This is a genomic window from Streptomyces sp. NPDC051064 (assembly GCF_044455985.1).
In the GTDB taxonomy this organism is placed as follows: Bacteria; Actinomycetota; Actinomycetes; order Streptomycetales; family Streptomycetaceae; genus Streptomyces.
Window position 1 is genome coordinate 252,550 of the sequence record NZ_JBITFK010000009.1, and the last position, 19,136, is coordinate 271,685.

A 19,136-nucleotide genomic window follows, 5' to 3' on the forward strand; every position below is an offset into this window, starting at 1 on the left:
CTCACCGACCCCCTTTCGCCCGCAGCGGCGCCGTGGCGAATTCCCGCATCCCCTCGCCGAACTCCGTCTCAGGCTTCCAGCCGAGCTCGTCGCGGAGGCGGCGCGAATCCGCGGTCACATGGCGGACGTCCCCGAGCCGGTACTCACCGGTGACGACGGGGGCGGGGCCGCCGTGGGCCGCCGCCAGGGCCCGGGCCATCTCGCCGATGGTGTGCGGTGTGCCGCTTCCCGTGTTGTAGGCGTCGAAGCTGCCCGGCTCGCGCTCCCCCAGCGCCGCGAGCGCCACGGCGTTGGCCGCCGCCACGTCCCGTACGTGCACGAAGTCGCGCCGCTGGCCGCCGTCCTCGAACACCCGGGGGGCCTCGCCCCGGGCCAGGGCCGAACGGAAGAAGGACGCGACACCCGCGTACGGGGTGTCCCTCGGCATCCCGGGGCCGTACACGTTGTGGTAGCGCAGCGCGACGGCCCGCCCGCCCGTCGCGCGTGTCCAGGCGGCGGCGAGGTGTTCCTGTGCGAGCTTGGTCGCGGCGTAGACGTTGCGGGGGTCGCCGGCTGCCTCCTCGGTGACCAGACCGGGGACGAGTGCCGCGCCGCAGGCCGGACAGCGCGGCTCGAACCGTCCGGCGTCGAGGTCTGCGACAGCCCTGGGGCCCGGCCTGACGCAGCCGTGCCGGGGGCAGTCGTAACGCCCTTCGCCGTAGACCACCATCGAGCCGGCGAGCACCAGGTCCCGGACCCCGGCCGCCGCCATCCCGGCGAGCAGCACGGCGGTGCCGAGGTCGTTGCACCCGACGTACTCCGGGGCGTCGGCGAAGTCCTTGCCGAGGCCAACCATCGCCGCCTGGTGGCAGACGGCGTCGACCCCGGACAGCGCTCCGGCCACCGCATCCCGGTCGCGTACGTCCGCGACGATCGTCCGGACACCCGGCGGCGGGGGGTGGCCGGCCGCGGGGGTCCCGGACCGGGCGGGTCCGTGGGCGGAGGGCAGCAGTGCGTCGAGGATCACCGGCTCGTGCCCGCCGGAGGCCAGAGTCCGGACGATGTACGACCCGATGAACCCGGCTCCGCCGGTGACCAGTACACGCATGGCCGCCACGCTAGGCCGCCCGGAGACGGGAAAGGCGGTGCGGCACGCGGGCGTCACCGGACCGTAAGACCCTGGGCGGCGGGAGACGCGCGGACGGCCGCCGACGACTCGGTGGTGCGTCCCCCGACGCGTCGCTTCCCGATCACACGGGTCTCTTCGATACTGGGTGCCGTACGCACCTGACCGGTGGACCGGATTCACGCCCACGGCCGGCCGGAATCACCGGCCTGCCGTCGCTCTCCCAGGAGGAACCGTTGCGCATGCTCATCAACGTGCCGGAGACCGTCGTCGCGGACGGACTCCGCGGAATGGCCGCCGCCCATCCGGAACTCGTCGTGGACCCCGAGAACCGTCTCGTGGTCCGGCGCGACGCCCCGATGGCCGGCAAGGTGGGGCTCGTGTCCGGCGGCGGGTCAGGGCACGAGCCGCTGCACGCGGGGTTCGTCGGGCCCGGGATGCTGTCGGCTGCGTGTCCCGGGGAGGTCTTCACCTCGCCGGTGCCTGACCAGATGGTGCGGGCGGCGGCCGCGGTCGACGGCGGTGCGGGCGTGCTGTTCGTCGTGAAGAACTACACGGGGGACGTGCTGAACTTCGACATGGCCGCCGAGCTCGCCGAGGACGAGGGCGTCCAGGTGGCCCGGGTCCTCGTCGACGACGACGTGGCGGTGTCCGACAGCACCTTCACCGCGGGGCGGCGGGGCACGGGGGCGACGCTGTTCGTCGAGAAGCTCGCCGGCGCACTCGCCGACGAGGGTGCGCCGCTGGAGCGGGTGGAGTCCATGGCCCGGCGGGTGAACGAGTCCTCGCGGAGCTTCGGGGTGGCGCTCAGCTCCGTCACCACCCCGGCGAAGGGCACGCCGACCTTCGATCTCCCTCCGGGCGAACTGGAGTTGGGGATCGGCATCCACGGTGAGCCCGGCCGGGAACGCCGCCCGATGATGACCTCCGGGGAGATCGCCGACGTCGCGGTCCACGCCGTGCTGGAGGATCTGCGGCCCAGCGGCCCCGTGCTGGTGCTGGTCAACGGGATGGGCGCGACGCCGCTGCTGGAGCTGTACGGCTTCAATGCCGAGGTGCAGCGGGTGCTGTCGGAACGGGGCGTGACGGTGGCTCGTACGCTGGTGGGCAACTACGTGACGTCGCTCGACATGGCAGGCTGTTCGGTGACGCTCTGCCAGGTGGACGAGGAGATGGTACGGCTCTGGGACGCGCCGGTACAGACGCCCGCGCTCCGCTGGGGCCGGTGAACGGAACATTTCCACCGTGTGTGAGGAACAGGAGAACTTGTGCTCGACACCGATTTCTTCCGTCGCTGGATGGCCGCCACCGCGGCTGCCGTCGACCGTGAGTCGGACCGGCTGACCGAGCTCGACGCCGCGATCGGGGACGCCGATCACGGGAGCAACATGCGGCGCGGTTTCGCGGCGGTGAGCGACGTCCTCGACAAGGAGGCCCCGGCGGCGCCCGGGGCGGTGCTGACGCTGGCCGGCCGTCATCTGATCTCCACGGTCGGCGGGGCGTCGGGGCCGCTGTACGGAACTCTCCTGCGCCGTACCGGAAAGACGCTGGGCGACGCGACGGAGGTGACCCCGGCTCAGCTGGCGGAGGCCCTCGGGGCGGGCGTGGCCGCGGTGGCCCAGCTCGGCGGGGCGCAGGCGGGCGACAAGACGATGCTCGACGCGCTGCTCCCGGCCGTCGAGGTGCTGGGCTCCTCGTTCGAGGAGGCCCGCGACGCGGCGCTGGCCGGTGCTCTGGCGACCGTGCCGCTCCTGGCGCGCAAGGGCAGGGCCAGCTATCTGGGCGAGCGCAGCATCGGGCACCAGGATCCGGGGGCCGCCTCGGCGGCGCTGCTCGTCGGGGCGCTCGTCGAGGCCGCGGAACCGAGCGCCGGGGGCGGCGCATGAGCGACGCGCAGCAGGTGGGGATCGTTCTCGTCTCGCACAGCGGACCGGTGGCGGAGGCCGTCGTCGAGCTGGCCAGGGGGCTCGCGGCCGGTGGCGCGACGGCACCGGTGGCGGCGGCCGGGGGCACCTCGGCCGGAGGCCTGGGGACGAGTGCGGAGCTGATCGCCGAGGCGGCGAGGACGGTCGACAGGGGTGTCGGGGTCGCGCTGCTCGTGGACCTCGGGAGCGCGGTGCTCACCGTGAAGTCCATGCTGGCGGAGGGCGACGAGCTGCCCGACGGGGCACGTCTGGTGGACGCCCCGTTCGTGGAGGGCGCGGTCGCCGCTCTGGTGACGGCGTCGGCGGGGGGCGACCTCGACACCGTGGAGGCGGCGGCCACGGACGCCTACGGCTACCGGAAGGCATGAGGACAGCTGCGCCGGCGCCCCCGTGGGGTGGAGCGCCGGCGCAGGTCCGGCAGCCGGGCTCAGGTCACCGTGCGGGACGCGCCGTCGACCGCTCGGCGCCGGCGGTGTCGACGGTCGAGGAGAAAGAGGTGACGGCGAGGCCGGCTCCGCCCTGCCACGGTTCGAACCCGGCCTGGACGCTGGTGAGATACCAGGAGGGCTGCGCCATGCCCCGGGTGACGGTCTCGTCGACGAAGTCCATGACGTCGAAGCTCCAGCTCGCGATCGCGGAGGGGGCCACGAACGAGATCACGTCGTTGCCGCCGTTGTTGCCCGTCCACACCTCCCAGCCGCGTCCGGCGACCGTGGCGGACCCGGTCCGTGAGCCCACCGGCTGGACGGGTCCCACCCGGTTGAACCAGATCATGATCTCGGTGCGGTTGACGCCGTCCGTACGGGGCGTGGGGTCGAGCCAGATGTCGTAGGCCGCGTCGTAGACCGCGTTGTCGACGTACTTGTACGTGATGCTGGTCGGCGCGCCGCCGACCGAGCTGAGCTGGGCCGGAAGCTTCGTCCCGGGTGAACAGCTCGTGTAGTGGCAGCCGTTGAAGACGGAGGGGTACGACTTCGGCGCCCCGTCGGTCGGCACCGAGCCCTCGGCCCGGGTCACCTCGAAGCCGTTCGCCGTCACGTTGACGCACTGCTCCTCGGCGATGCCCCAACGGTTGTTCTGCACCACGTACCGGCCCTGGACGACGGCCGAACCGTACTGCTCGCAGAGCGGGGTGTCGGCGTGCGCGGGTGCGACCGCGGTGGCGAGGGCCGCGCACGAGGCCAGCGCCACGCAGGCCGCGCCGGCTTTGGTGCTCATGGACCGGAGAAAGCGGATGGGGCTCTTCATGATGTCCCTTCGGTAGGGCCGAGGCGCCTGGGACGACCCGGCAGGGCCGGACTGGGAGCGCTCCCACTCCATTCCAGCGTGGAACCTATGGGGCTGGTGTGATTCCACGCAAGGCTCGGTCACCACCAAATCCCAACACCCTGCGCGTGCCGGAACACCACGGGGAAACACCGCACGGCTCCAGGGCCAGGGCCGGGAGCCGTGCGGTGGCGCGGAGCGCGACAGAGCGTCAGGCGGCGGGCGCCACCGCCCCGGCCCCGATCCGGATCTGCGCCTGCCGGGTGACACCGTTGACGGTCACGGCGAGCGTGACGGCGCCCGGCCGTAGGGCGGTGAGCGTGCCCGTGGCGGGGTCCAGCGTCGCGATGTGGCGGCGGGCGTCATCCGCGTCCCCGACGCGGACGTTGGGCGAACCGGTCCAGTCCGCGCTGAGCGGGAAGCCGACGGGCACGGTCCGCGTGCCCTGGGTGACGTGCGCACTCACCTTCGTCCGCTCCCCCGCGACGAGCGTGGAGGGGGCGTCAAGGGCCAGTGCGTCCACGTGCGCGCGCGTCTGCGCGGAGACCCAGTCGGGTCCGCCCCGCCACGGCCGGTGGCGCGCCGCCGACTGTTCGCCGGGCGAGACGCGGTCGGCGCCGATCAGGGACCAGCCGGTGAAGCCGCCCTCGTCCGCGGGGCCTGCCGGCGACTTGCCGGAGTTCCCGTTGACCAGGTACGGGACCCCGTCCACGTGCGAGGCGTGGAAGACCCCGACGTGGCTGCCGATGAGGGCCGCCCCCTTGCCGGTCGTACGCCGGAAGTCCGCGAGCCACCGTTCGACGAGGGCGGCTTCCTTGCGGTCGCTCAGCTGGCTTCCCTTCTGCACGGTCGGGTCGCGCGGGGGCACGTGCTCGATCAGCATCACGGAGCCCACGGACCGGTCCTTCGCCGCCGCGTCCAACTGGGCGCGCACCTCCTCGATCTGGGCGAAGCCGCCGCCGCGCAGGCTGAGACTCGACGTGTCGAGCGTGAGGACCCGGGTTCCCTTGTGGTCGAACGTCCGCCGGGCCGGGCCGAATTGCTCGATGAAGTTGTCGATCTTCCCGCCCATCACCTCGTGGTTGCCCGGTACGTAGTACCAGGGCAGCGAGTCGCCGAGCTCCTCGTCGAGGACCTGGTGTGCGAAGGCGAGGTCGGCGGGCGACCCCTCGTCGACGAGGTCGCCGTTGACGACCAGGAAGTCGGGCCGCGCCGCCTTGATCTCGCGCAGGGTGCGACGGGCCTGCCGGACGATGGCGCTGTCCGGTTCGCGCGCGACGAACTGGGCGTCCGACATCACCGCGAACTGCCAGTCCCGGGCTTCGGTGACGGCCGCGGGGTCGATCAACGGGTCCGCCGGTCGCGCCTGTTCGGGCAGTTCGACGGTGGGCGGCACCTGGGCGGTCAGGCCGTCGATGACGATCTCGCCGGTGTACTGCTTGGCCGCGGCGGTCTCCGCGAGGTAGAAGCGGGACAAGGACAGCGGCATCACGGCGCCGGCCGGCACGGCGAAGGTGACCTGCCGCCAGCCGGTCCAGGTGATGTACGGCCCCCGCAGCAGCTGGTCGGAGCCTGCGGCGTCCTTGAGGTGCAGGGTCGGCCAGGCGCCGTTGCCGTCTCCCTTGATCCAGAGCGTGTACGCCTGCGGCTGGCCCGGCACGACGACCGGCTCCGGCGGGGTGGCGTAGGCGGCGCGTGTCGCCGTCGAGCGGGTGAAGTCGTAGGTGAGCCGGAGACCGGTGCCGGTGTGCCCGTCCGGCGTCGCGGCGAGCGAACCCTCCGCGCGGGCCTGGCTGAACTTCCAGGATCCGGCGTCCTCGAAGTCCGACACGGTCTGCTCCGTGAGACCGACGCTCACCGCGAGGAGCGTACTGACGCCCGCCACGGTGGCCTTGATCTGTCCCGCTCCGGAGCCGGTGAGTGACCTCACGGTGAAGGACCCGCGGCCGTCGTCGTCGACGGCGAACAACGTGTGGTCGTAGTCGAGGGTGATGTCCCCCGGCTCGACGGGAGCACTCGTGCCGTGGGCGTCGAGTCCTACGATGCCGAAGACGCCGGTGGCCTCCTTGTCCGCCAGGCCGACACGCTCGGTGGTGGAACGGATCCGGGCCAGCCGGTCGAGGACGGTGAGCCGGGTCACGCCGTGGGCGCCCGCCCGTTCCGCCCGGACCTCGGTCGTTCCGCCGCGGCGTGCGGTGAACGTGCCCCGGGCGTCGACGCTGCCCACCGCCCCGTCGACGGCACGCCAGCGCGGTGCGCCCGCTGCGGGGCCGTACGTCTCGTCGTATCCGGCCGCGGTGAGCCGGCGGGTCAGGCCGGGGAAGACCCGCTCGGGGTGACCGCCGGCGACCGGGTCGTCGCCGGGGGCGGCGCCGGCCGGCGTACGGGTCCCGACCCAGAATCCTTCGAGCCGTCCGCTGCCGTCGGGGGCGGTCAGGGCGAGACCGTTGGGGACGGTGCGCTCACTGCCGTCGGACGGGCTGTTCTCCACCTGGAGCGCGTCGCTGCCCGGCTCGCGGGCGACGAGCGTCGACGAACCTCCGCCGTCGAGGTTCAGAGCGCTGTACGAGCCTGCCCTGCGCATCATCTCGCCCAGCTCGGTGAGGGTGACACCGCCGCTGTCGGTCTGCCGGCCGTCGACGGTGATGACCTGCATGGTCCGGCCGTCCTCGGAGAACCCGACAGCGGTGCGGGGCGCCGCGGTGTTGTTGCCCTCACCGTCGTGGTTCTGCGCCGCCCCGTCGACGACGAGCAGCTCCCGGCCGCCCACGGCGGTGCGTGGCACGGCCCCGCCGTCGGTGCGTGCCCGGTATGCGATGCCGGCCGGGTCGCCGGGCTGCAGCGCGGTCAGCAGGGCGGCCCCGGCCTCACGGCCGACGAGGACCACCGTGTCCTCGGGCACGGGTCCCGATCCCGGGGTGTCCGACACGGAGACGACCTTGCCGTCGCGCACGGCCACTTCGGCGACGGGCCGCGCGTCGTCGACGGTCAGCGCGCGGTCGGCGCTGCCCCAGGCGGAGGTGTAGGCACCCACGCCCTGGGCCGGTACGTTCGCGGCGTTGTACGCGGCCAGTGGGTGCGCTCCCGAGGGGAGGGTCAGCGTGCCGTCGAAGTACAGCTCCAGGATCCGGCCCGCGTTCTGCGGCCCGATGCCCACCGCGCGGTTGACCCCCGGGGCCGGGGAGTGGACCGTTTGGCCGTCCTGGACCCCGGGGCCCTGGGGCGCTCCGGTCTGGTTGATGTCGAAGAAGTCCGCGTTGATCGCGGCGACGGTACGGCGGCCCGGCCCCGGATCGTGCCCGGCCGCGAGCTCCGAGACCGTACGCCGGTCCGCGACCTTGCCCGAGGAGAGGTAGTCGGCGCGCACTCCGCTGCCGTCCAGGTCGACGGAGAGGGTGTCGACCCGCAGCCACTTGTCGGACTCGAGGCGGTCGTACGAGCTCAGACGTACGCCGGGGGCGACGGGGCGGGAGGCACGGGCGGTCTCGATGCCGTCGCCGTCCACGACGGATCTCGCCTCGCCGGACGGGCCGCTCGCGGGCGGTGGCGCGACGGGTCTGAGGATCTCGGCGGTGGTGTGAGGGCGGGGGTCCGGGGTGGAGTCGGCTGCCGCGGGTGCGACGACCCCGAGCGCCGTCGCCGCCACGGTCGCCAGCAGCACGAACGGCCGCAGGGCGCTGCGGAAGGTGCCAAGGCCCACAAATCCTCCTGGTGCAGAGCGGATTACGCGTGGAAAGCGCTGTCGGCGGACAGCATGACGGCGCTCGGTGGGACGCACCAGAGGACAACGGGGACATCAGGAGGAACAGGACGCGGCGAAGGGGTGACCCCGGGAGGTCCCGCGCCGCGCCCCCTGCGGGTCCCTGGACCGGTGGCCTTCCGCCCCATCGCCCCGCACACTTGACGACATGTCGACAGTCAAGCGCAGCGCGGGACTTCTGCTCTTCCGGATCGTCGCGGGCGACGACGGCCGACCGGACGCAGAGGTCCTGATCGGCCATATGGGCGGACCGTTCTGGGCTCGTCGCGAGTCGGCGGCCTGGTCCATCCCCAAGGGCGAGTACGAAGCCGACGAGGAGCCCGCCGCCGCCGCGCGCCGGGAGTTCGAGGAGGAACTCGGACTGCCCCTCCCCGACGGCGCCTGGGTACCGCTGGGAGAGACCCGCCAGTTCGGCGGCAAGACCGTGACCGTATGGGCAGTGGAGGCCGAGGTGGACCCTGACGAGGCGACCCCGGGCACGTTCACCATGGAGTGGCCGAGGGGGTCCGGTGTGCTGCGGGAGTTCCCGGAGATGGACAGATTCGCCTGGTGCGCACCGGACGACGCGCTCGAGCGGCTGGTGGCGGGCCAGCGGGTCTTCGTGGAACGGTTGCGTGCCCACGTACGCGAGAGCCGCGCCCACAGGGGTGTGACATAGCGGACCGGAGGGGCTCTGTCGGCATTTCCGGGCGTGGCGCGGCTTCGTCCCGCGGGTCTTGGTGCGCTGGACGTCGGGGCGGTCAGCGGTCCTGTCGACCGGCGGCGCGCAGGTGTGCGATGCCCGCGTCGAGGGCGGCCTCCAGGTGGGTGGAGGCACCCGTGATCATGAGGATCAGCACCCCGCCCTGGATGCCGGCCAGCAGGGCCGCTGCCTCCCGGTCGGCGTCCAGGCCAGGGGCGGTCCCGCCCTCGGCCTGCAGATGGCGGATACCCGCGGCGAGCTGCCGCTGCCACCGGTCGAGCAGTTCACCGGCCACGGCCCCGGTGGCCTCCGTGGCCCCGCCGATCTGAGCGAGAGCGGTGTGCAGGGGGCAGTCGCTGCCCTGGGTGCGGTAGCGCGCGAGGACCTTCTCGCGCCACCGGTACCAGGCGTCCCAGGACGTGAGGGAGCCGAGCTCCGGCTGCTGGTCCTCGATCACCCGGTCCGCCTCGTGCCGGGCCACGGCCAGGAGCAGGTCGTCCTTTCCACCGGGGAAGTAGTGGAAGAGCTGGCTCTTGCTGGTCGCGGTGCGGGCCATGACGTCCTCCAGCCTCACCGCGAACACCCCCTGTTCGCGGATCTGCCCGGCGGCGCCCTCGACGATGCGCTGCCTGGTGGCGGCGCCCTTGCGGGTCAACGGCACGTGTCCGCAGCTTCGACGGCGGCCGCACCTGGGCCGACGGCAGCCGGCTCGGCGACACGACGGTCCCGTCCGGCCGGAGCGGCTGGCGGACCCAGATGTACAACGCGCTCCGTCCCCTCACCGCTCGCCCGGGGGCACGCTCATCGCCAGGAGCGCGGTGTCGTCGTCGAGTCCCTCGCCGAACGAGTCCAGCAGTGCGGTGAGCGCCCTGACGGCACCGGGCGCAGAGGTGGGTGCGAGGGACCGCGCGAAGTCCAGGAGTGCTTCGTCGCCGTAGCGTTCACCCGGGTCCCAGGTACGGGCCTCGGTCAGGCCGTCGGTGTAGAGCAGCAGGGTGTCACCGGGACGCAGGTCCAGGGTGGCCGTGGTGAACTGCGCGTCCGCCACGACCCCGACCAGCTGGCCGCCCGGGGTGGGCAGGTAGTCGGCGCTGCCGTCGGCCCGGAGCAGCACGGCCGGAGGGTGGCCACCGCCGGCCAGGACGACATGGAATCCGACGTCGTCCTCCTCGGGCGTGAGCAGGCCGAAGATCACGGTGCAGAAGAGTGGTTCATCCTCCTGGACCTGGTGGTTGAGCGCGGTGTTGAGGTTGGCCAGGACTCTGGCCGGTACGGGATCGGAGACCGCCGCGGCTCGCAGGGTGTACCGCGCCAACGACGTCACCACGGCCGCGTCCGCGCCCTTGCCGCGCACGTCCCCCATGAAGAATCCCCAGCCTCCGGCCAGCGGGAACAGATCGTAGAAGTCGCCGCCCACCTCGTCGGGGGATGCGAAGTGGTAGTGCGCGGCGGCTTCCATGCCCGGAACCGGTTCGATGGCCGGCGGGATCAGGGTGCGCTGCAGGGTCGTGGCGAGGCGTTGCAGGCGTTCGCGGTCGTGCTCGGCCTCCTGCCGGGCCCGCAGGAGTTCACGCTCGTAGGTACGCCTGTCCCGGGCGTCGAGGAGGGTGGTGCGGATCAGCAGTGGTTCGCCGTCGTCGTCCCGCTTGACGGTGGAGGTGACCAGGACGGGCAGCCGGGTGCCGTCCGCGGCCTTGAGTTCCAGGGCGACGCCGTTGACCTCGCCCTGCATCCGCAGCAGCGGTGAGAAGTGCGTCTCGTGGTACAGCCTGCCGCCGATGGTCAGCAGGTCGGAGAAGTGTCTGTGGCCCACCAGGTCCTCGCGACGGTGGCCGAGCCATTTCAGGAGCGTTCCGTTGATCTTGGCGATCCGCCCGTCCATCAGTGTGGAGAGGTAGCCGCACGGCGCGTTCTCGTACAGGTCCTCCACGCTGTCCTCCAGCAGAGCGGAGAACGCCGGCGATTCCTGGTCACGGTCCTCCGCCGGCCACGATCCGTCGCTCCCGTCGCCGCCCGGGTGCACGGTCACGGCCCCTGCACGAAGGCGATGATCGCCTCGGCAGTCTCCTCGGGGGCACTCAGCTGGGGGCAGTGGCCCGTCGAGTCCAGAGTGACCAGCTCGCTGCCGGGGATCTGTGCGTGGACGAAGGCGCCCACCTCACGCGGGGCGATCGTGTCGCGCGCGCTCTCGGCGATGAACGTCGGGACGGTCACCTTGGGGAGATCCGCCCGGTTGTCGGACAGGAAGGTGGCTCTCGCGAAGACCCGGGCGATCTCGGGATCCGTTCGGCAGAAGCTGTTGGTCAGCTCCTCCCCCAGTTCGGGGCGGTCCGGGTTTCCCATGATCACCGGTGCCATGGTCGCGGACCAGCCCAGGTAGTTGCTGTCCAGTGACTCGAGCAGTTCGTCGATGTCCTGCTCACTGAATCCGCCCCGGTAGTCGCCGTCGTCGATGTACGACGGCGAGGGGGTGAGGAGGATCAGTTTCTCGAACAGCCCGGGCTCCTGCACGGCGGCGAGCACACCGATCATGGAACTGACCGAATGCCCGACGAAGGTCACGGGCCCGAGGCCGAGCTCCTGGCAGATGTCGATGACGTCCTGCGCATAGCCGTCCAGGGTGGAGTACCGCTCGGGGCTCCAGGCCGACGCATCGGAGGCCCCCGCCCCCACATGATCGAACAGGACCACCTGGAAGCGCTTCTCCAGCGCGGGCGCGACAAGACGCCAGAGATTCTGATCGCAGCCGAAACCGTGGGCGAGCATCACCACCGGGCCGCTCTCCCGGCCTGTCACCCGTACCCGGTTTCTCTTTCGCACGTCCATACGGACATCCTGACACCCCCTGCACCTCGCGGCCTGGTCTGCCGGGCGACCGGCGCCCACCAGGGCGGATCACGATTCCGTGGCGGGCAGGCGGTGTCCGTGAGCGTCTGCACACTACGTACGCGAGGGGGCCACCGCCTCCGAGGCGTGGATTCCCGGGTCCGTCACCGCGCGGCCCGACCGGAGTTCCAGGCGTTCGCCGGTGAAGCGGCCGCGGAAGGCCCTGTCGTGCGACACGACCACGACCGCGCCTTCGTACCGGTCGAGCGCGGCCTCCAGCTCCTCGACCAGGTCGAGCGCGATGTGGTTCGTCGGCTCGTCCAGGATCAGCAGGTCCGCCGGGCGGGTCACCAGCCGTGCCAGGGCGAGCCTGCGCTGCTGGCCGATGGAGAGGGCCGCCACGGGCACGGTCAGGTCTTCCGGACGGAAGAGGCCGAGGGCCAGGAGTTCGTCCTCGTACTCGTCGGGGAACCCCGGGCGTCCGGCGGCGAAGGTGGCGAGCAGGGTGCGGCGGGTCGGCCGCGCGGGGAGTTCCTGCGGGAGGTAGCCGATCCTGCCCCGGCGTCGGACCGCTCCGGCGTCCGGTGCGAGGTCACCGGCCAGGACGCGCAGAAGTGTGGTCTTCCCCGCGCCGTTGGGCCCGGTGACCAGGAGCCGTCGGCCCGGCTCGACGCGCAGGGAGGGCAGGTCCAGACGATCGCCGACGAGGACCGCCTCCAGCTCGGCCAGGGGGGACGTGTTGCCGTCCCCGTCCGCCGGGGAGCCTGCCCCGCCGGCCAGAGCGAGGTCGGCGGTGAAGCGCAGCGGCCGGGGTGGCGCCGGGACGGGTGAGCGGCGCAGCGCTTCGAGGCGGGTCCTGGCGGACCTGACCTGGCCCGACAGCTTGGCCTCGTGCGACCTGCGGTGCTTGCCGAAGCCCTGCCCGGGGTCCTTGCCCGTCCCGGCGAGGCGCTGGCCGGCCGCGCTCACGAGTTCTTCGGTGCGGGCCAGTTCGGCCAGCCACTCCTGGTGCTCCTGGGCCCAACGGCGGCGCGCGGCGGCCTTCGCCCTGCGGTAGCCGTCCCATCCGTCGCCGTACCGGGAGACGCTCCGCAGGTCGCGGTCGACCTCCAGGATGACGGTGGTGATCCGCTCGAGGAACGCCCGGTCGTGGGTGACGGCGACAACGGTGCCCCGGTGGGCGCGGAGGTGGTCCTCCAGCCAGGCGACGGCGGCCGCGTCGAGGTGGTTGGTGGGCTCGTCGAGGAGCAGGAGTTCCGGTGCCGCGGCCAGCATGCAGGCCAGGGCCAGCCGGGACTGCTCACCGCCGGACAGCGTCCCGAGCGCGCGGCCCCGGGACAGGTGGCCCAGCCCGAGGCCGTGCAGTGCGGCGTCCGTCCTGGCGTCCGCCTGGTATCCCCCGCGCTCCTCGTACGCCGCCAGCAGGTCCCCGTACGCGGCGAGCTGCGCGTCGGTGGGGTTCCCTTCGGACATCTGCTCCTCCGCCGTGCGGATCAGCCGCTCGAGGGCCCGGAGGCCGGCGAGGGCCGTGTCGACGGCGTCCTGGACCGTGCTGCGGGGGTCGAGGGTGAGGATCTGGGCGAGATACCCGGTGCCGCCGGGGAAGCTGACGGTGATGTCACCGCTGTCCGGGGTCTCGGCTCCGGCCATCAGGCGGAGCAGGGTGGACTTCCCGGAACCGTTCTCGCCGACGACGCCGGCCTTCTCCCCGGGCCGGACGGTGAGGGACACGAGGTCGAGGACGGTCCGGTCGCCGTACGCCTTCGAGACGTCGGTCATGGCCAGTTGGGCGCGGGGGTGCTGAAGAGGCATGGGTGCTTTCCCTGAAATGACAGGTCCTCGGCAGCGCGCACACCGACGTCAGGGACGGAGCGCGCCTGCGGGACGGGGTGTCGGACAGCGGAGAGGACTGCGGCCGATGGCGTGACCGGGTGGGTCACGCGGCGACGGTCAGCGTCGCGCGGCGGCGTCCTGGCCGGGAATCAGAGAAAGAAGTAGTACGAACCCATGGCAGTCATTCTAACCATGCCGCGGCGGCCCCCCGGTGGACCCTGGACGGTCCACCGGGGCCGAGCGGGGTCAGCCTGTCGACTCGTCCGGGGTGGGGTGTTCCGGGTGGACGCCGGCATTGAGGGCGCCGCTGCGGCCCGAGCCGGCCTCGTCGGGGTCCGGCCTGTCGGCGTCGGAACCGGCTTCCGTATCCGCTTCGGGGCGTTCCGCGCCCGGCGGGAGGATCACGTCGAGGGCGTCCTCGCCCTCCTGCGCCTGCTGGTCGGGCATGTCGGCGGGTACCGGCGGCGGGCAGCCCGTCGCCCCCGTGTAGGCGGTTCCCTGGGGCCTGCGGTCGGTCATGTCATCGCTCCCGTCGGTATATGCCCATGCTGGTACGGGCGGGCCGGTCTCGCACCCTCGCGTACCCCCTGCGTCCCGCCCGACGCACACCCGGTCCGCCCGTTCCCCGCAGGTCAGCCGCGGCTGATCTCGAAGTGGTCGACGCGCTCGCCCGACTCGGCGAGCGCCGTGACCTTCATCCGGGGGTGCCTCCCGGCCTCCACCTCCACCGCGAGGAACGAGAAGCCGGTGTAGCGCACCCGGGACCACTCCACGGTCTCGGTCGCCTTTCCGCCGCCCTTGACCACGTGGTAGGTGTTCACGCTCTCGAGGTCCGAGACGTGGCCCTCGTAGCTGTCCGGTGCCGGGAAGTCGTACAGCGCCTTGCCCGCCCCGCCGGCTGTGACGTACACGATGCCGTCCCGCGTCGGGTCGGTGCGCTCCCCGATCGGGACCGCGCGGCGGACCGTGTTCCTGAGGATCGCGTCGGTGCGCTCGTAGACATGGTTGTGGCCGTTGATGACCAGGTCCACCTGGTGCTTCTCGAAGAGCGGCACCCAGGCGTCGCGCACCCCGCCGTCCGAGGCGTGCGCGTTGGTCGTGGAGAACGCGCAGTGGTGGAAGAACACCACGACGAAGTCGATGTCGTCCCGGGCCCTCAGCTCTCCCAGGCGCCGGTCCAGCCAGCGCGTCTGCTTGCCGTCGCTGATACCGAAGTTGGCCGGGATCTCGTACGAGACGTCGTTGGCGTCGAGCGCGATCACGCCCACGTTGCCGTGCGTGAAGGAGTAGGCGCCGGGCTGGCCGACCGGATCCGGGCCGTTGTCCGGCAGCGTCCATCGGGCGTTCTGGCCGCCGTAGCCGTCGGGCGAGTACCAGGCCTCCATGTCGTGGTTCCCCGTGGTCACCATCCACGGCACGGTCTTGGACACCGTCTCGGTCTGGGCCAGGAACTGGTCCCAGGTGCGGGCGTCGTAGGAGTCGGTGGCCTGCCCCGAGCCGGACGGGTCGGCGTAGCAGATGTCGCCCGCGTGCAGGTGGAAGGACGGGTTCTGGCCCAGGATCAGCTGGTCGTTGCCGAGCGCGTGGTAGCTGACGCCCTGGTCGCCGAAGGCCGTGAAGGTGAAGGAGTCGGCGCGCGCGGGCGCGGTGGTGAGGGTGCCGAGCGTGCCGAGGTTACGGGTGTCGGCCGGGTCGAATCCGTCGTGCCCGACGCCGTAGTAGTACGTCGTGCCGGGCTTCAGCCGCTCCAGGGCCGCGTGCACGTAGAACTGCTCGGCGGCCGCGATCTTGCCGTCGTTCAGCAGAGGCGTCGTCAGGTGCCGTATCTCCGCGTCGATCTTGCGGCTGAGCGCCCACGGCTTGAGGCCGATCCGGATGTACGGCCGCTTCACGGCGAAGGGGACCTGCCAGGAAACCGTCATCTGGGTCTTCGCGTCGGCCCCGTAGGCGAGGTGGCGGCCGAAGGGGGCCACCAGCGAGCCGTCCACCTGCGTCGAGCGGACCCGCGACGTGATCACGTCCGGAGCGGCGGCGTACGCGGGCGGAGAGACGAGGCCCGAGGCCAGGCCGGTGCCCGCCACGGCCGCGGTCGCCATGCTCGTACGGAGAACACCGCGCCGAGTGAGCCGGGCGCGCAGGTATTCGTGCTGCTCGGCCATGCTCATGCGGTCGGCGAGCTTCTCGGGGATTCCGAAACGGGGGATGTCCATGGCCGAAAACATCCACGGAATTCCTGACGGCACGCCATCGGATGAGTGAACGCTACACGTACAGAACCCCATGAGTCCCTATGGTGAACATGACGTGTCGTCGGGTGGGACGAGGGGTGGAAACCCGGCACGGTACTGCGGTCGGTGCTCCGTGGCTTCCCACCACTTTCGAGTGACATTCTGTCATGCTTCATATACCCAGAGTTAAGATGTTCCTGCCGGTGAGCGACGCGCGGTGGGCGGCATGGCGCCAGGCACAGTCGATCAGCCGGTCGTCCATCGTCATGGCTCACCGTAAGGAAATCCCGTGAAGCTCTCCCTGCCCCGTTCCCCTCGTGCGGCCCTCGCACTGACGGCGGGCGCGCTCGTCGCGGCCGCGACCGTGGCGTCCGCGGCTCCGGCCTTCCCCGAATCCGCACGCGGTCCGGAGGTGCGGCAGGCGGGCACAGTCTCTGCCGCACAGTGCGGGTTCTTCCGGTACAGCGTCCGCGAGTCCCAGTTCGCCGCGTACAACCACTGCGGTGAGACGACCGTGCTGATCCATGTCGACGTCAGAGGGGGCGGAAGCGGGAACGACTTCCATCTCTGCGTCGGCCCCGGCCCCACGCAGCTGCCCGGTGCCGGTCCGAACTACCTCAACGCGTACTACATCGGCGGCGCCGGATGCCGGGTCGGAGTCCGGAGCGGACACACGCCGCACTGAGGCGGATCGCGACGGCGCGCCACGGTGGGCCGGGGCCGTTCAGGACACCTCGAGGAGGTCAGCCCAGACGCACGGGCAGCGCGTTCGAATCCGTACGCGATGAACGACCCCACCTGGGCGGCGGGGACGGACGGGTCGGCGAGGTGCAGGGAGGGGAAGCGGCCCGGGTCGCGTTTCCGCGCAAGATGTCCTCGAACCTCTTCCTGGCCGACGGCGCCGTCGTCGGGCGGGCGCTGGTCCAGTTCGCCACACCGCCGACGGCTTCACCGCGCACCTGACGGGCTACTTCCCCGTCACGTGCCCGGACGAGGTCCTGGACCACCACCTGCAGCACTACGCCGTCGAGTTCCGGACCTGGATCGTCGCCGCCGCGGCCGCCCGCGCTTGAGATCCCCGGCCGGACGCCGGGGCCGCCCCGGCGTCCGGCCGGCAAGCCGCGCTGACCGCCCATCACTCGCCGCATCCGGCTCGCAGGACGGTACGGCCTGCCTCCCCACAGGCACCCGATCCCCCACCTGACGGTTCTCGGGCACCCAGAACGTACTCCAACCCGCCACGCATCCACCGCTGCTCGATTGGCTTCAACACGCCCATCCAACAGGGAAGTCAACGGCGTTCCGCTGCGGCCAGCCCCACGGGGAGCGCACCGCGATGTCGAGGACGTCGTGGGTCACCCCCCGGCGGGGCCGGAAACTCGGTGAGTACCTTCGCGGCCTGCGAAGACAGGCCCTCCACGGCTCACTGGTCACGGGCGGGCACCCCGTCAGGCGCGGCCGCTCATACTCTGACCAGCCGCTCGGTGAAGGCGTTCCCGAAGACACCGTGGGGATCCAGGCGGTCGAGCATCCCCACGGCCTCCGCCCACTGACCCGGGCCGAACGAGGCCGGGACGGCGGTTCCGATGACCTCCGGATCCGCCCACGCCTCCGTGTCCGTGTACGCCCAGCCCTTGGACCACTCGACGCGGGTGAGGGCGTAGTCCCCGTCGAACGTGGCGAACAGGAAGCGCTCCAGGTCCCGGTAGAACGCGTGGGCCCCGGGGGTCGTCGGCTGGGTGAGGACGTCGATCCACACCGCGCAGTCGAACTCCGGCCGGTCCACGGGCGGCCGTACGACGGAGAGCAGGGGCGGCCTGGCACCGGGAGCCGCCACCTCCTCGGGCCGGTCCAGTCCGCCCACACGGATCTCGACCTGGCCGTTGACGGGGAACTCTCCGCGTGCGGCCCGTGTCTTGAGCTGCTCGCTGTAATAGGCCGCGAACTGCGAGACGACGCGCTGCACGTCGGCGCGCCGCGTGAGGACGGCATACCCGTTGGCGGTCTCCCGGAGTGTCGTGGGGCGGATGTAGAACTGCAGGTTGTGTGCCGCGCCCCACAGGTCCGTGGCGAAGGTGGCGGCCAGCCCGGTCGCCGCCACGGTGTACTGAGCGGCGCCGAAGGCCGGGGCCAGATACCAGGCACCCTCCCCCAGCATGCGACCGACGATGCGGGCGACGGGCGTGGGGACCGAGTCGCTGAACGGATAGTTGTACGGGTGGTACACCGTCCTGGCCGTGGCGGGACGCTCGGGGCTGAGGCTCCACACCTTCAGCCACGGCTTGTCCGTGAAGGCGAACCAGATCGCCTCCACCCGCCCCGAGCGGTCCAGGAAGTCGGCGAAGGTGTTGCCCCGGGCCGCGAGCGCGCTGCCCGGGGCGGCGAACAGTTCGTCACTGGTGAGGTCGACCCGGCTCCGGCACCGCAGGGGGACCTCCTCGCCGGCCTGGAGGACCACTTCGAAGACGAGGGACCGGCCGATGTGCGCGGCCAGCGCCTCGCACTCCTTGTCGGATCCCCGGTGGAAGGTACGCACCACGTACGCGGACCGGGCGGTGTCCCAGACGACGGCGGTGAGCGACAGGACGAGGTTGCTCAGGGTGCCGTAGGTGTGGCCCGGACGCGCGGTCTCCCCCACCGCGGGCACGCTGGTGCCGTGGGCGTCGATGGCCAGCGTGCCGCCGAGCGTCAGCTCGCCCGGTGCGGGGGTGTTGGTGACAGCCAGCCCGTGATCGGCGAGGAAAGCCGTGAGCGTCTCCAGGGTCACCCCGGTCTGAGCCCGGACGGCACCGGGAGCACCGGCCGGCGGATCCGCGAGTTCCATGTGTGTCAGGTGCTTGGTGGTGTCCAGCAGCAGCACCTGCCGGTCCGATTCGGTGGGCCCGGTGATGGTGAGGGGTGACCAGTTGTGCGCCTTGCCACGTGCACGCAGGCGCCAGCCGTTGGCGTGCGCCCAGTTCGCGAGATCGGCGAGGTCCTGACCGGTTCGGGGAGCGCAGGCCCACAGTCCGGCGTGGGTGATCTCGCCGGCCCAGTTGATGTAAGGGGTGCGGTACGCCTCCAGTCCGGAAGGCAGTTCGGGAGGCTCCGACGGGATGAGGGACGGTGCCGCCACGGCGGGCGGCCCGGCCGCGGCATGCACCCCTGCGGGAATCCCGAGGGCTCCGCCGACGACAGCCGCCGCACGCAGCACGCCGCGCCGGGAGGGAGGGAGGGTCGGTGACGTGAAGTCAGGAGAATCAGGCATGGCAATGAACCTAGGCGGCTCCCACGGTGCGCTCGCGCTTACGCCGAAATGCCCGCAGGACTTTCACCGGGGGGTGTATGGACGGGCCCGACCGCATCACCCGCCGGCGCCCGGGGCCGACCGTGCGGGGGCCCCACTTCTTGGCGAGCAGCTGATCGCACACGCGGCCCCGGCCCGCAAGAACGTCACCGCCAGCGCCATGCGGATCGACGATCTCCTCGTCGACGGCCGCCGCTTCGCCGCACGCTGCTGCCTCAGCGCGCA

Annotated in this window: 14 protein-coding genes and 1 pseudogene; 5 read left to right on the forward strand and 10 right to left on the reverse strand. The window is 72.0% G+C overall.

Features of this window, described 5'->3' with window-relative positions; genetic code table 11:
* Nucleotide 1: 1 nt before the first annotated feature.
* A complete protein-coding gene (locus ACIBCU_RS29980) occupies nucleotides 2–1,087 on the reverse strand; it encodes an NAD-dependent epimerase/dehydratase family protein (RefSeq protein WP_399235255.1) in 1,086 nt (361 codons plus the stop codon).
* Nucleotides 1,088–1,341: 254 nt separating this feature from the next.
* On the opposite strand from ACIBCU_RS29980, the gene dhaK reads away from it, so the two are divergent.
* Genes dhaK through ACIBCU_RS29995 form a run of 3 tightly spaced genes read left to right on the forward strand, consistent with a single transcriptional unit; the run spans nucleotide 1,342 to nucleotide 3,398 of the window.
* Nucleotides 1,342–2,334, forward strand: coding sequence for a dihydroxyacetone kinase subunit DhaK (gene dhaK / locus ACIBCU_RS29985; protein WP_362932024.1), 993 nt, complete (start codon nucleotides 1,342–1,344; stop codon nucleotides 2,332–2,334).
* Between the two features lie 39 nt (nucleotides 2,335–2,373).
* Nucleotides 2,374–2,991: a dihydroxyacetone kinase subunit DhaL gene (dhaL, locus tag ACIBCU_RS29990; RefSeq protein WP_362932026.1), complete on the forward strand. Its 618-nt coding sequence runs from the start codon at nucleotides 2,374–2,376 to the stop codon at nucleotides 2,989–2,991.
* Nucleotides 2,988–3,398 (forward strand): PTS fructose transporter subunit IIA, encoded by a 411-nt coding sequence (locus ACIBCU_RS29995; protein ID WP_362932028.1) that lies wholly within the window; start codon nucleotides 2,988–2,990, stop codon nucleotides 3,396–3,398. Before dhaL ends, ACIBCU_RS29995 begins: the two co-directional genes overlap by 4 nt.
* A gap of 91 nt (nucleotides 3,399–3,489) precedes the next feature.
* On the opposite strand, the pseudogene ACIBCU_RS30000 reads toward ACIBCU_RS29995, so the two are convergent.
* Nucleotides 3,490–4,248: pseudogene (locus tag ACIBCU_RS30000) on the reverse strand (glycosyl hydrolase family 5); the annotation flags it as partial.
* A 259-nt stretch (nucleotides 4,249–4,507) separates the two neighbouring features.
* A complete protein-coding gene (locus tag ACIBCU_RS30005; protein ID WP_399235258.1) occupies nucleotides 4,508–7,996 on the reverse strand; it encodes a phosphodiester glycosidase family protein in 3,489 nt (1,162 codons plus the stop codon).
* A 208-nt stretch (nucleotides 7,997–8,204) separates the two neighbouring features.
* On the opposite strand from ACIBCU_RS30005, the gene ACIBCU_RS30010 reads away from it, so the two are divergent.
* Complete coding sequence (locus tag ACIBCU_RS30010) at nucleotides 8,205–8,714, forward strand: NUDIX domain-containing protein (RefSeq protein ID WP_399235260.1); 510 nt, start codon at nucleotides 8,205–8,207, stop codon at nucleotides 8,712–8,714.
* Nucleotides 8,715–8,796: 82 nt separating this feature from the next.
* On the opposite strand, the gene ACIBCU_RS30015 is transcribed toward ACIBCU_RS30010, so the two are convergent.
* The 6 genes from ACIBCU_RS30015 to ACIBCU_RS30040 form a co-directional block, all read right to left on the reverse strand.
* Nucleotides 8,797–9,399, reverse strand: coding sequence for a TetR/AcrR family transcriptional regulator (locus ACIBCU_RS30015; RefSeq protein ID WP_362932034.1), 603 nt, complete (start codon nucleotides 9,397–9,399; stop codon nucleotides 8,797–8,799).
* A gap of 117 nt (nucleotides 9,400–9,516) precedes the next feature.
* Nucleotides 9,517–10,767: a SpoIIE family protein phosphatase gene (locus ACIBCU_RS30020; RefSeq protein ID WP_362932038.1), complete on the reverse strand. Its 1,251-nt coding sequence runs from the start codon at nucleotides 10,765–10,767 to the stop codon at nucleotides 9,517–9,519.
* Entirely contained in the window at nucleotides 10,764–11,564 is an 801-nt protein-coding gene (locus ACIBCU_RS30025; RefSeq protein ID WP_399235264.1) for an alpha/beta fold hydrolase, read from the reverse strand. The genes ACIBCU_RS30020 and ACIBCU_RS30025 overlap by 4 nt, the downstream gene beginning before the upstream one ends.
* A gap of 114 nt (nucleotides 11,565–11,678) precedes the next feature.
* On the reverse strand, nucleotides 11,679–13,376 hold the full coding sequence (abc-f, locus tag ACIBCU_RS30030; protein WP_399235266.1) for a ribosomal protection-like ABC-F family protein: 1,698 nt from the start codon (nucleotides 13,374–13,376) through the stop codon (nucleotides 11,679–11,681).
* A 267-nt stretch (nucleotides 13,377–13,643) separates the two neighbouring features.
* Entirely contained in the window at nucleotides 13,644–13,916 is a 273-nt protein-coding gene (locus ACIBCU_RS30035) for a hypothetical protein (protein ID WP_362932044.1), read from the reverse strand.
* Nucleotides 13,917–14,029: 113 nt separating this feature from the next.
* Nucleotides 14,030–15,607: a purple acid phosphatase family protein gene (locus ACIBCU_RS30040; protein WP_399235268.1), complete on the reverse strand. Its 1,578-nt coding sequence runs from the start codon at nucleotides 15,605–15,607 to the stop codon at nucleotides 14,030–14,032.
* Between the two features lie 307 nt (nucleotides 15,608–15,914).
* Between ACIBCU_RS30040 and ACIBCU_RS30045 the strand changes: the two genes are divergently transcribed.
* On the forward strand, nucleotides 15,915–16,310 hold the full coding sequence (locus ACIBCU_RS30045) for a DUF6355 family natural product biosynthesis protein (RefSeq protein WP_362932048.1): 396 nt from the start codon (nucleotides 15,915–15,917) through the stop codon (nucleotides 16,308–16,310).
* Between the two features lie 777 nt (nucleotides 16,311–17,087).
* On the opposite strand, the gene ACIBCU_RS30050 is transcribed toward ACIBCU_RS30045, so the two are convergent.
* Nucleotides 17,088–18,872, reverse strand: a complete 1,785-nt coding sequence (locus tag ACIBCU_RS30050; protein ID WP_362932052.1) for a cholesterol oxidase substrate-binding domain-containing protein — start codon at nucleotides 18,870–18,872, stop codon at nucleotides 17,088–17,090.
* Between the last annotated feature and the right edge of the window lie 264 nt (nucleotides 18,873–19,136).